The sequence below is a fragment of the Lysinibacillus sp. FSL K6-0057 genome (assembly GCF_038630885.1).
GTDB lineage: Bacteria > Bacillota > Bacilli > Bacillales_A > Planococcaceae > Lysinibacillus > Lysinibacillus fusiformis_F.
Genome location: NZ_CP152047.1, coordinates 1,504,286 through 1,517,318 on the forward strand (window position 1 = coordinate 1,504,286; position 13,033 = coordinate 1,517,318).

Here is a 13,033-nt window from a genome sequence, read left to right on the forward strand (position 1 = left end):
GTGTTTAGGGCACGTAACGATCACAATGCCTAAAGTTAATTTTACCAATTAACTCACATTATCGCTTTAATTTTGTGTCCTCTATTATATCAAGAAAGTAATATAACACATTCAAGTGAAAAGTATGTTTCAGTAAAATTCCATAAATAAGATGCATTTTATCACCATTTCAACTGTTTTTTCTATATTATAGAAATTTTCTATGAAAAGATTACCTATATAACCAATACTGTATTAAAATTACCTTATTTTTAGCGTTTATTTATTGGTAATCTAGTTATATTATTGTCTTGTAAAGCAAATTACAGTTTCATTGGGATATTTAATCTTGGAAAATTTAGAAGTTTGCTTTCCCTATAATTGGTTGTAATTATTATTTGCGAGAACAATTTATACATATTTTAAAAATTAAATAATGCGATAATATTGTTCTCACAGAATAATATAATTTATTAAAATTCTGGAGGAATATAAAATGACAAAACAAAACAAAGGTCGTAAATTTTTCGCAACTACTGCTACAGCAGCACTTGTAGCATCAGCAATCGTACCGGTAGCATCAGCTGCTGAATTTCAAGATGCAGCTAGCATTTCATCTTGGGCAAAAGAAGCTGTACAATTTTTAACTGACAAAGGCTTCATCCAAGGCGATGAAAAAGGAAACTTCAACCCAGCTGGTACACTTACACGTGCAGAAGCTGCTGAAATTTTATCAAAAGCATTAGATTTAAAAGCTACTGGCACAGAAGATTTTTCTGATGTTAATGAAAATGACTGGTTCTACAACGCAGTACTTGCAACTTCACCAGAATTATTTGATGGTATGGGCAATGGTAAATTTGAGCCTAAAGCTCAATTAACAAGAGAACAAGCTGCGAAAGTTATCGTACAAGGTTACCAATTAACAGGTAAAGCAGATCTTAGCCAATTTGCAGATGCTTCTAAAGCTTCTAAATGGGCTGTATCTTACTTAGAAACAGCTGTAGAAAATGGCGTAATCAATGGTAAAGGTTCATTATTAGCACCACAGGATAAAATCAGCCGTGAAGAATTCGCTACAATGGTAAAACGTACGATTGATGCTGTTCAAGAAGTAACACCAGCTGTAGAAGCTGTAAAAGGGCTGAATGCAAAGGAACTTGAAGTGAAGTTCAACACAGCTGTTGATGCAAAAGATGCTGCAATCACAACGAAATATGCTGTTGAAGGTGTAGCGATCACAAACGCAGTAGTATCTGAAGACGGAATGACTGTTACGTTAACAACTGATAAAGAAGTAAAATTAACAAATGGTAAAGTAACTGTAAAACCAATTAAAACAAAAGCAGATGCTAAAGTTCTAACTGAAGAGTTCAACAAATTAATCACATTTGCAGATACAACGCCTGTTAGCGTGAATACTGTAGAAGCAAAAGGCACTACAGCAGTGATCACTTTCGATGAGCCCGTACAAAGTGAAGGAACAATCAGCTTAAATGGTACTGAACTTTCAAAAGATCGCTATACTTTATCTGGTAAGAAATTAACAATTACTGGATTAACAGCTGAACAATCTTACAAAGTAGACATTGTTGGTGCAACTGACTTCGCTAATAATATCGCAAATCCTATCGCAGTAAACTTCACAGTTTTGAAAGCAGACGTTGATAATTCAAAACCAACTGTTTCTACAGCTGTGAATGGTACAGAAATTACGTTTGATTTCTCTGAAGAATTAATGAAACAAAATCTTAATGCAGATGCTGAAACGAAAGAATATGCAAAAGTAACAGTAGGATCAACTGTATTCTATTTAACAGATGCTGATATTAAAGATACAGAGGATAAAACTGTCTTCACTATTGATGCTAAATCTGCTTTAGGTACAGCTACATTCATTAATACAAACATTAAAGTAGAAGGACAAAAAGATTTAGCTGGTAATGCAGGTGATGCATTTGAGTTCAATGCTATCCTTTCAAAAGATTTAACGCCTGCTACACTTGTATCTGCTGCTACTAAAATGTTAGTAGCTGACGATGTGAATGCTACTACTGATGTTGATGCTCTATACCTTACTTTTAGTGAACCAGTAAAAGTAGAAGGAACATTAACAGTTAAAACGCAAAATGGTATTGCTTACACTACTGGAAAAGAAACAGCAGTAAAAGCAGATGCTGGTTTCGATGTAGATGGTAACGGTAAAATTGAAGGTGCAGAGAAAAACACTGTAAAAGTTGACATTGATTTAGATAGCAATTCATCTTATACATTCGAATTATCTGCTAAAGCAGTGACAGATTTAGCTGGCAACGTAACTGCTGATACAGTGACTTTCAATGTAACAACAGGCGTGTTTGAAGCTACACCAGAAACACCTACAGATTCATTAGTATTTGGAGCTACTCCAGTTGTTGTAACAGATAACAATGTATTCACTGTTGAATATGCTGCAGATGTAACGGCAACAGCAACAACTGCTGCTAACTACAAACTAGGAGGAAAAGAGCTTCCTGCTGGTACACAACTTCAATTTGTAGATGGTACTAAAAAAGTAAGATTCACTTTACCTGAAGGTTCTATCACAGCTAATGGTAATTATGTACTTGAAGCTAGCAATGTAGTAGATACAAAAGGTAACACTCTTAAAGGTGGAAAAGTTTCAACGCAAGTAACACTTAAAGAAAATATTGTACCTGTTGCTACTAAAGTAACTGCAGTAGATAGCAAAACATTTACAGTAGACTTCTCTGAAAACATTGCTGACCAAGCTGCACCAACAGGTGTAACTGTTAAAATTGCAGGCTCAACTGTAGAACTTGCTTCTGCTACAGTAGCTGGTGGTAAACTTACTGTAACAACTAAAGCTGACTATGCATTAACAGACAGCATTGTAGTTGAATTCAAATCAACAAACCTAGTTGATGCTAATAACAATAAAGTAAAAGACGGTTCTATTGCAAAATAATTAAATCGTTCATTGAAAAGCCCTGTGGAGAGGTCTCTACAGGGCTTTTTTAGTGTTGAAAAACAAAACAGTCAATTGAAAGAAAGGTAGAAATGCATTTCCGTTGCAGGCTACTTGCTTTCCTGTGGGCGAGCGCCGAGCCGCTTCCTCTGCTACCGCTCCGTTTAGTGGCTCGCCTGTCTCGCTATCCCACGGGAGTCAAGTAGCCTTCCACTCCAATCCACAAAAGTGTTATCTTTTTAGCAAAGGTTTTCAGATAAAGTGAAGGTGTTCATTACTCTTTATGAAGAGGTGTTGTCACGCATCACTTCTCCACATTGAAAATAAGAGTTTATCCCCTCTAAGAATACAGATAATGGGCGATTTAATCGCTATGCTGCTATGAAAAAAGTAAAGACACTTTGCAGAATGGTTGATTGGAGTGGAGCCAGCGTCACTCCTAGGGGATTTAGCGTCACAGAGGAGACCCTGGAGCGAACGTAAGTGAGTGAAGCGGCTCATCGGACGCCCCCTGGAAAGGACGCTGGCGGAACGGAAATCAACCTCTCACCTTGCAAAGTTGCTTTTTCTGCCGTTGACATCATCTTTTTGCAACAACATGAAAGCCCTGTGAAAATTTCCACAGGGCTTTTTTAATTAGTTTCTTCTTATTTAATAATGTACCACAGAAGAAACACTCATATTTCAGTAATGGTAAGCACAAAAAAACAGGTTCTCAACTAAATACATAGCCAGTTGACTGAAATTAACCGACAACTGGCTGTACATATAGAATGCCTATTTGTAAGGAAATTTGCTCGGGATCGGTCCAAAGGCAATCCAATGATATTTAAAGAATCTGCCCATCAATAGCACAATCATCCATGTGACGAATAGAGCAAAAATAAAGCCACCAATGCTCCATAGGTGATAGATTATACTATTACCACCAGTACTTATTTGTCTATAAAGGAAAAGGAAAAATGGATGCAATAGATAGATGCCAAATGATACTGTTCCTAGATTGATTAAGCCATTTACAAAAGCTTGGTTCCATTTATCATAGATCCAGAAAGAAAGCTGTAGTAAGACAATACAGGCTGTTACAGATTGTAGCTGAAAAACTAGCTCAAATATGGTGCTGTTCACTATATAGGTTTGTGATGAATAAACAAAGTAATATAAATACACATTATATATAGTAGAAATTAGCCATATACACCACACAAAAAGTATCGTGATAGGGAAATTTTCTTTTTTTAGTTGAAGCCATCCTTTGTATTTTTCAAAAAAGATCCCTAAAAATGCTCCTGTCAAGAAGTAAAAGAGATAAGAGAAAGCGATACTTCCTCTATAGGGATACTGCCAAAACTTTGCGTTTAATAGAATAAAGACCCATTGAAGAACAAAGCCAATCCAAATTAAATGAGGAGATAGGGCTGGTTTTTTCTTTAAAATATATAGGAATAATGGGAACATAAGATAGAATTGAACAATAATAAAAATATAGTATAGATGCGTATACGCTTTGCCTAATAATAGTTTCTCTAGAAATTCAACACTAAATAGGGAACGCCATGTGTCTACTAAATCATGTGTCACATAAAATTGCATCGCTGCATAATAAAAGATAGAAAAAAAGAGATAAGGAATGAGTATTTGGGTCACTCTTTTTTTATAAAAATGAATGATAAGCTCCTTTGTTAAATCCTTCTGTATATAATTGTAAAATAAAACAAATCCACTTAAGAAAATAAAAACAGGTACAGCAAATTTAGGGAAAATATTAAAAAACACATAAAATGGATATAGTTTTGAGTCACTAGATAAAGCCGTTACAGGTGTACTAGTAGAATGGATGAGAAGGACAGCTAGAATGGCTAAAGCTCGTGTAATGTTTAATTCATTAATATGTGCTCGCTTCATACGATCATCTCCAGAATATTGTTTATAGTATTGAATTCCCAGAACACTGCCTACATACTCTATTGGTATGCTTGTTCGTGCTAATTTAGACAAACTTTGTTGCCTAAATTTGTCTAAAGGGAACAGGTGGGGCGTTCATGAGTTACTATAAAGGACTTATATGTCAGGGAGATGTCAACAATAAAAAAAGCTACCACGCTCGCTATGCGTAGTAGCTTTATGTTGTTAATTTGACAACTTCTATAATTATTTTCTGGGAAATAGAAAGGAGAAGGAAGCTGGAATAAACACCTTATAATGTAACAAGGATTCTTCCTCTTGCTTGTCCTTTTAGTAAAATAGGTAAAACCTCTGGAAGTTGTTGTAGTGTTACCTCTTGCTGAATGAAATCCTCAAGGTTTGCTGGTTTGAAATCAGTCGCTAAACGATGCCAAATGTTCAATCGAATGTCCATTGGGCAATAAACAGAATCAACTCCAAGTAAATTCACACCTCTTAAAATGAAGGGAAATACACTTGTAGGAAGCTGTGTGCCTGCTGTTAAACCACTACTTGCAACAGCCCCTCCATATTGAATTTGGCTTAATAAAGAGGCAAGTGGCTCTCCACCAACAGAATCGACAGCAGCAGCCCATTTTTGTTTCCCTAACGCTCTAATCTTTCCATCATAGACCTCTTCACGATTTACAATTGTAGTAGCCCCAAGTGAACGTAAATATTCATGTTCAGATTCTTTACCTGTGCTCGCTTCAACTTGATAACCTAGTGTTGAGAGGATAGATACAGCAAAGCTACCGACACCACCCGTTGCCCCTGTAACAAGAATTTTTCCCTTTTCAGGATGTATACCATTTTCCTCTAACTTTTGAACAGATAATGCAGCTGTAAATCCTGCAGTACCAATCACCATAGCTTCCTTGAGGGAAAGACCTTTTGGAAGTGGTACAATCCATTGAGCTGGAATACGGGCATATTCACTGAAACCACCAAAATGAGATACTCCTATTTCATAGCTAGTCGCAATGACCTCATCACCTGCTTTAAAGCGAGAATCTTCAGAGGAAACAACCGTTCCAGCTAAATCAATGCCAGGAACAAATGGATAAGACGTAACGATTTTACCATCTGGGATAGAGGCAAGACTATCTTTATAATTAATACCTGAATAACTAACTTTAATTAATACCTCACCTTTTGGTAGATCTTCTAAAGTCAACTCGTTCACTTTCACTGTAAATGCCTCATCTTTATTGACTACTAACGCATTAAAATTATCTACTGTCATCGTAAACGTCCCCCTACAATTTTATTCCATTAAACAGTATCAAAATTATTCTGACCGGTCAATATAAAATTGGATTATAGCGACTCTTCATGTATAATAACTTCTATCAAGTCATCGGAGGCTCCTATGAAAAAGAAAGAGGAAGAACGTAAAAAACAAATTATGAAAGCAGCCTTTAATGCTGTTTCACATTTAGGTTATGATAACGTTACACTACAAGACATTGCGGATCATGCTAACGTCTCAAAAGGGGTAGTTCACTACTATTTTACAAGCAAACAAAACATCTTATTAGAATTACTGGAATCCACTACGAGCAAAATCTACAGCTATGAAATACAAGAAATAGGCAAGCATCAAACGGCTATAGACAAGCTTCAAGCCTACTTAAATGCTGTTTTTGTATCCCCTCAAGAAAATAAAAAATTTTACAGAGTGTATTTAGATTTTTTAGCTCAGGCAAACAGCAATGAAGCGTACAAAAGAATTAACTTAAAATTTTATGAGAATTGCTGGGGAATTGGACAAGAAATTATTGAATTAGGAAAAAGTGAAGGGGTGTTTAGCCCAGACATTGATTCCTTAACCTCTGCAAAAATGATGAGGGCAATGATTGATGGTTCTTTAATTCAATGGTTAACATGTGATATAGAAGAGCAACATCTATTTTATAAAGAAACCTGTTTGAATAGTATTGTGAGAATATTAAAATAGAGGATTGAAAAGTCTTATTACTATTGTAGTAGGGCTTTTTTTGCCGTAAAAAATAAGGAGAATCGAATGATTTTGGAAGTTTTTTATTATTATATTGCATTTATAGATAATATTACCGTCAAAATTTTCGGAAAAAACTATAAAAAAAGAACAGTTTTAATATTTTGTTTAGGAATTTATGACAAAAATCCATATTAAAAAGGAAAAAAATGTTTTGTTATGCATTGAAATAGCGTTTATGCAATCGTTTATACAAGAATATATCTATGTTTTTAATAATTTAAACTGTATAAAAATTTAAAATAATGTCGAGTTGAGTCAATGTTCCATTTTCTTTATACTGTGAAAGTAATTATTGGAGAGGAGAAAATATCATGAATAAAGAAGTGACAATTATTGGGGTGCCCATGGATTTAGGTCAAACAAGAAGAGGCGTAGACATGGGGCCAAGTGCTATCAGATATGCAGGAGTAACTGAACGACTTGAGGGCCTTGGTTATTCGATTTATGACGAAGGGGATTTAACGATTGACATCGTACATGAAGATAAAGAGACAGAAGGAAAGACAAACCTAAAAAATTTAAAAACTGTCACAGAAAGTAACGAGAAGCTAGGCCAAAAAGTGGATCATGAGATTTCTTTAAATCGTTTTCCTTTAGTATTAGGTGGAGATCATAGTATTGCTATTGGAACATTAGCGGGCGTTTCGAAGCATTATGAAAATTTAGGTGTCATTTGGTATGATGCACATGGCGATTTAAACACAGGTGAAACATCTCCTTCAGGAAATATCCATGGCATGTCTTTAGCTGTAAGCTTAGGCCTTGGTCATCCAGCACTGACGAATATCGGAGGCTATGCTCCAAAAGTAAAGCCTGAAAACGTCGTTATTATTGGTGCTCGTGACTTAGATCCAGGAGAAAAAAAGCTTATTAAGGAAATTGGTATTAAAGTATACACAATGCATGAAATTGATCGTTTAGGGATGACAACAGTGATGTCAGAAACGATTGCCTATTTAAAAGAGCGTACAGACGGTGTTCACTTATCATTAGATTTAGATGGACTTGATCCAAACGATGCACCAGGTGTAGGAACGCCCGTTGCAGGTGGGATTAGCTACCGTGAAAGTCATTTGGCGATGGAAATGCTGTCAGAAGCAAATATCATCACTTCGGCAGAATTTGTTGAGACAAACCCAGTATTAGATCAATACAATAAAACTGCTATTGCTGCGGTAGCTTTAATCAGCTCATTATTCGGCGATACATTACTTTAAGCAGTGGGTAGAGGTCAATTTTTATCTCATAAAGGAAGAACTTTTCTTAGAAATTAGGTCGCCACAACCAAATATAAGAAAGTAGCTCTCCCTACATTAAGTTTACAATACAATTTAGCTTATCAATAGCCTTTATTTTGTCAGAAAATTGACAGTTTATCAAATATATTAAATGGTTTACCTATTAATCATTCAAATTTTAAATAGTTATCTGTCGTGCACGAAAAAAAGAAAGTGCTTACAAGATAATGGATGTAAGGAGTTTTTTATGGCATCAGAACAATATGAATTAAAAAGAAGTATGAAAGCAAGACACTTATTTATGATTTCACTTGGAGGATGTATCGGAACTGGTTTCTTTTTGGGATCAGGCTACACGATTAACCAAGCTGGACCAACTGGTGCCATCCTAGCTTACTTAGTAGGCGGAGCAGTTATGTATTTAACGATGCTCTGTTTGGGTGAATTATCTGTTGCTATGCCAGTATCAGGCTCGTTTCAAACGTACACGACGAAATTTATCGGTCCTGCTACTGGTTTTGCCGTTGGATGGCTGTACTGGCTAGGTTGGGCAGTAACGGTTGCTCTTGAGTTTTTAGGGGCTGGACAACTTATGCAAAGATGGTTTCCTGATTCGCCAGTATGGATGTGGTGTCTAATATTTGCTGCACTGCTCTTTGTATTGAATGGTTTATCAGCAAAAGCATTTGGTGAAGCGGAATTTGTCTTCTCCAGTATTAAAATTTTAGCAATCATTATGTTCCTTGCGGTTGGTGGAGCGGCTATGTTTGGGCTAATCGATATGAAAGATGGAACAAATGCCCCATTCCTTTCTCATTTTTATGAGGGTGGACTATTTCCAAATGGCGTAACAGCACTGCTTATTACAATGATTACGGTGAATTTTTCATTCCAGGGTACAGAATTGATTGGTATTGCTGCTGGGGAGAGTGAAAATCCTGAAAAGACCATCCCTAAATCTATTAAACAAACAGTTTGGCGTACGTTATTCTTCTTTGTCTTTTCGATATTTGTACTTGCAGCAATGATTCCAATGGATAAAGCAGGGGTTGTTGAAAGTCCATTTGTTGTTGTATTAGATAGCATAGGGATTCCGTATGCAGCGGATATTATGAATTTTGTTATCCTAACAGCTTTATTATCCGTTGCAAACTCAGGCCTTTATGCCGCGACACGTATGTTGTTTTCTCTTTCCGTCGAAAAAATGGCAAGCCCCGTTTTAGGCAAGGTTAATAAAAGAGGCATCCCAATGAATGCATTACTGATTACACTCGCAGTAGCTGGTTTGTCATTACTGTCAAGTGTATTTGCTGCTAATACAGTATTTGTGTGGCTTTTATCTCTAGCAGGCTTAGGCGCACAAATTGGTTGGATTGCGATTACGGCTTCGCAAATTGCATTTAGACGCTCCTACATACGTCAAGGAGGAAAAGTAGAGGATTTAAAATTCAAAGCACCATTGTATCCAGTGATCCCTATTTTAGGTTTATTAGCGAACTGTATCGTTATGGCAAGCTTGGCTTTTGATCCAGCTCAACGATTAGCACTCTACTGCGGTGGAGCATTCTTCATTGGTTGTTATATCGTTTATTATTTAAAAGTGAAAAAAGTGACGAACTTAGAAATAAACCAACAAGAAGTCCAATTAAAATTAAATCAAAAAATATATCTTTAAGTTCAAAGAGTAGCCGCTAATGTGGCTACTCTTTCTTAGTGTTGAAAAATTCAATCGAAAGGTAGAAATGGATTTCCGTTGCAGGCTACTTGCTTTCCTGTGGGCGAGCGCCGAGCCGCTTCCTCCTCTACCGCTCCGTTTAGAGTTTCGCCTGTCTCGCGATCCCACGGGAGTCAAGTAGCCTTCCACACCACACCACTTTTTAGCAAAGGTTTTCAAATAAAGTGAAGGTATTCACTACTCATTTTATGGAGAGGTGTTGTCATTCATCGCTTCTCCACATTTTTCACTACTAGTTAGTATGAAAGATAAGGAAAAGACACTTTTGCAGAATGGTTGATTGGAGTGGAGCCAGCGTCACTCCTAGGGGATTTAGCGGCTCATCGGACGCCCCCTGGAAAGGACGCTGATGGAACGGAAATCAACCCCTCATCTTGCAAAGTTGCTTTTTCTGCCGTTGACATCATCTCTTTTCTTCGTTAGTAAAGAACAACATAAGACGTATTTTACAAGGAATAGTTCCGATAGTAAGAGAAATAATTTATCGTTTTTCGATAAAAAAATATTGAAAAAGAATAATTTATCATTTATTCTTCATACAAGAAGAAATTAATTATAAACAAGTTAATTTGAGGTGGATTCATGTTGAAGAATTTTTTTAAAGACTTAGGAGCCTTTACGTATCATCAATCATTATCTTGTATTTTTCCTGTTGTGATATTTGCTACACTTGCACTCTCTAAAGCTATTCAAATACCTGGTGTAGGCAGATATGACTTTATTCTTGTTATCTGTCTATTGACACAGTACTTGATGTATACATTTGGTTTAGAAACAAAGGATGAAATAAAAGTCATTTGTTTGTTTCACATTATTGGACTTGTGCTCGAACTATATAAAGTGAATTTCAATTCATGGTCATATCCTGAAGAAGCGTGGACAAAAATAGGGGGTGTGCCTTTATATAGTGGATTTATGTATGCGAGTGTGGCAAGTTATATTTGCCAAGCCTGGCGTAGGTTTGATTTGAAAATTGTAAGTTGGCCAAAAAGTTATGTAGCTATTCCACTTGGAGCCGTTATCTACTTGAATTTTTTTACACATCATTTTATTTATGATTTTAGATGGCTGTTAATGGCACTTCTATTCATTGTGTTTTATCGTACAATTGTCAAATTTACAGTACGGAACAAAGTCTATAAAATGCCCATTGTTGTATCGTTCTTTTTGATTGGCTTTTTCATTTGGATTGCTGAAAATATTGCAACGTTCTTTGGGGCATGGTCATATCCGAATCAAGAGGTATCTTGGTCGATTGTTCATTTTGGTAAAATCAGCTCATGGTTTTTACTTGTAGTCATTAGCATAATGATTGTTGCACAGCTTAAACTCTTTTATCGTGATGTAGGTGAAAATTTGGAGAAGAAAGAGTTCATATAAATAGGTATGAAGGAAAAATTAAATATGACATTCTTTTGTTTAATGATATTTGCGAGAAACGATTAAGAGAATTTGCAAAGCTTCTAAGAAATATAGTATGGGCTTCCGATAAACTAGTATTTTTAGCTTGTACCCATTCTCTTTCATCAAACTGTCCCTTTTTTAGAGTACATTCCTACTGTAGACTCCTCTTAGAAGAGAATAGGGGGAATGAAGATGGTAACAGATATTCGAATGGTGAATAGAGCTTGTACAGATGAAAAACAAATTAAGCAATTTTTAGAAGACGCACAAACTGCATTTCTTGGTTTAGTGGATCAACATATGCCATATGTTATTCCACTAAATTATGTCTATAAAGACGGAATTTTTTATTTCCATGGTGCCAACGAAGGAAGAAAAATAGATATTCTAACAACCAATCAAAATGCATGTATGACAATAAGCGAAAATTATGGAACAATGGTAGACCCGGTTCCTGCTAAGACTGAGACGGCTTATATGAGTGTAGTCGCAAATGGTTTGGTGGAAATTGTCACAGATTTAAAAGAAGCTACTGCTGCTATGCAGGCAATGCTCGATAAATATGTACCAGATTATTATCATACACCTTTGTCAAAAAAGCATCTCGATAAATATCAATCATCTTTAGGTAGCAAGACACTTGTCCTGAAAGTGAAGCCAACCAGTATAACCGCGAAAGAACATAAATTAAATGAACAGATGCAATATTATTCAGGGAGAGAGGTCACACAGGATATGAATCGAAAATCTACTATGAATCCAACAAATTAATTATGGAACAACTGTAAGGCTTGGGATTTAACCTAAGCCTATTTTTGATGTAGTAATAGTTCTTCACCATTAATTATTTCCATAAAGTGCTACGAAAAATAGCTAGTTTAGCACAGTCATATTAGTGAGTGACTATCTATAATAGAAAATGTTTATGAATGTTGATATGCGGTGGTGCTGTATTATTTATGTATTGCACAAGTTATTACATAAATACAAAAAGTTATTGAGGAATTTATTAAAAAGAAGTCCATTCAAGATGTGTTAATTTGAATGATGGATTATTTATACATATGGAAAGTAATTTATCTATCAAGTATGGCTAACTTGTTTGCATGAAAAGTGAAGGGGGAATTATTTGACTATCCATACTGATGATTTAGTTGAAAACTCTCTTTCCATTGTTATCCCTTTAACATTCATAATTGATAAAACGGATTTAACATGGGAAGAATTGTACTTTGGCGTTCAATGTGGTTTTATTCACCCAGAAGCGGCCATTCAAAAAGCGGAGAAATTAATCGCACAAGAAGTAGAAATATCAGCTTCGTTATTCGAACTAGCTAGCTTATTTAAGCATGAGGCATTTTTAGCTGTCCCTTATTTATCCAACTTAGCCGAACAAGAACCTATGCAAAGTATTACATTTATTCAAGAAAAGTGGCTATACCTTGTACTTAGCTGGTTATACGAACATCAGGAGGAACACAGGATACTAGAAGGCGAAGAACAACCTCCATTGGATAATGCTTTTCAACAAATGATGGTGATTTGGGATGACTTCAATAGTAATATGACTATTTTTGATTTCATATTTAAACAAGATACTACAGATCCGTTGTATTTTGAGATAGCTGAAGAACCTATTCCGGTTGATTTATCGAATTTGTATCAAGGATGGAAAAGATTTTTGAAAGAGCAAGAAAAACGTTTCCAGATTTGGTAAATATGAAAGTATCCTGAGGTAAATA

Annotated in this window: 10 protein-coding genes; 8 read left to right on the top strand and 2 right to left on the bottom strand. The window is 35.7% G+C overall.

The genetic code is table 11. The features are described from left to right. Positions 1–475 precede the first annotated feature (475 nt). Both MHB40_RS07095 and MHB40_RS07100 read left to right on the top strand, forming a co-directional pair. On the top strand, positions 476–2,947 hold the full coding sequence (locus MHB40_RS07095; RefSeq protein WP_342534194.1) for an S-layer homology domain-containing protein: 2,472 nt from the start codon (positions 476–478) through the stop codon (positions 2,945–2,947). A 483-nt stretch (positions 2,948–3,430) separates the two neighbouring features. Continuing rightward, on the top strand, positions 3,431–3,583 hold the full coding sequence (locus tag MHB40_RS07100; protein WP_342534195.1) for a hypothetical protein: 153 nt from the start codon (positions 3,431–3,433) through the stop codon (positions 3,581–3,583). Positions 3,584–3,724: 141 nt separating this feature from the next. Here the strand turns inward: MHB40_RS07100 and MHB40_RS07105 are convergent, their stop codons facing one another. Beyond that, positions 3,725–4,852 (bottom strand): acyltransferase, encoded by a 1,128-nt coding sequence (locus MHB40_RS07105; RefSeq protein ID WP_342534196.1) that lies wholly within the window; start codon positions 4,850–4,852, stop codon positions 3,725–3,727. Positions 4,853–5,144: 292 nt separating this feature from the next. After that, positions 5,145–6,137, bottom strand: coding sequence for an acryloyl-CoA reductase (locus MHB40_RS07110; protein ID WP_342534197.1), 993 nt, complete (start codon positions 6,135–6,137; stop codon positions 5,145–5,147). Positions 6,138–6,263: 126 nt separating this feature from the next. Between MHB40_RS07110 and MHB40_RS07115 the strand changes: the two genes are divergently transcribed. From MHB40_RS07115 to MHB40_RS07140, 6 genes are all read left to right on the top strand, one after another. Continuing rightward, positions 6,264–6,851 carry a TetR/AcrR family transcriptional regulator gene (locus MHB40_RS07115; RefSeq protein ID WP_342534198.1) on the top strand — a complete coding sequence of 196 codons (588 nt, stop codon included), beginning with the start codon at positions 6,264–6,266 and terminating at the stop codon, positions 6,849–6,851. A gap of 374 nt (positions 6,852–7,225) precedes the next feature. Then, on the top strand, positions 7,226–8,131 hold the full coding sequence (rocF, locus tag MHB40_RS07120) for an arginase (protein WP_342534199.1): 906 nt from the start codon (positions 7,226–7,228) through the stop codon (positions 8,129–8,131). A gap of 268 nt (positions 8,132–8,399) precedes the next feature. After that, a complete protein-coding gene (locus MHB40_RS07125) occupies positions 8,400–9,827 on the top strand; it encodes an amino acid permease (RefSeq protein ID WP_342534200.1) in 1,428 nt (475 codons plus the stop codon). 642 nt (positions 9,828–10,469) lie between these two features. Next, positions 10,470–11,267: a DUF817 domain-containing protein gene (locus MHB40_RS07130; protein ID WP_342534201.1), complete on the top strand. Its 798-nt coding sequence runs from the start codon at positions 10,470–10,472 to the stop codon at positions 11,265–11,267. A gap of 216 nt (positions 11,268–11,483) precedes the next feature. After that, entirely contained in the window at positions 11,484–12,062 is a 579-nt protein-coding gene (locus MHB40_RS07135) for a pyridoxamine 5'-phosphate oxidase family protein (RefSeq protein ID WP_342534202.1), read from the top strand. A gap of 358 nt (positions 12,063–12,420) precedes the next feature. Further along, a complete protein-coding gene (locus MHB40_RS07140; RefSeq protein WP_342534203.1) occupies positions 12,421–13,008 on the top strand; it encodes a DUF2247 family protein in 588 nt (195 codons plus the stop codon). The last annotated feature ends 25 nt before the right edge of the window (positions 13,009–13,033 follow it).

What these genes read in the sequence shown, in the direction of transcription:
- MHB40_RS07135 (WP_342534202.1), top strand. Translation starts at nt 11,484, where the DNA reads ATGGTAACAGATATTCGAATGGTGAATAGAGCTTGTACAGATGAAAAA.
- MHB40_RS07110 (WP_342534197.1), bottom strand. Translation starts at nt 6,137, where the DNA reads ATGACAGTAGATAATTTTAATGCGTTAGTAGTCAATAAAGATGAGGCA.
- MHB40_RS07095 (WP_342534194.1), top strand. Translation starts at nt 476, where the DNA reads ATGACAAAACAAAACAAAGGTCGTAAATTTTTCGCAACTACTGCTACA.
- MHB40_RS07125 (WP_342534200.1), top strand. Translation starts at nt 8,400, where the DNA reads ATGGCATCAGAACAATATGAATTAAAAAGAAGTATGAAAGCAAGACAC.
- rocF (WP_342534199.1), top strand. Translation starts at nt 7,226, where the DNA reads ATGAATAAAGAAGTGACAATTATTGGGGTGCCCATGGATTTAGGTCAA.
- MHB40_RS07105 (WP_342534196.1), bottom strand. Translation starts at nt 4,852, where the DNA reads ATGAAGCGAGCACATATTAATGAATTAAACATTACACGAGCTTTAGCC.
- MHB40_RS07115 (WP_342534198.1), top strand. Translation starts at nt 6,264, where the DNA reads ATGAAAAAGAAAGAGGAAGAACGTAAAAAACAAATTATGAAAGCAGCC.
- MHB40_RS07130 (WP_342534201.1), top strand. Translation starts at nt 10,470, where the DNA reads ATGTTGAAGAATTTTTTTAAAGACTTAGGAGCCTTTACGTATCATCAA.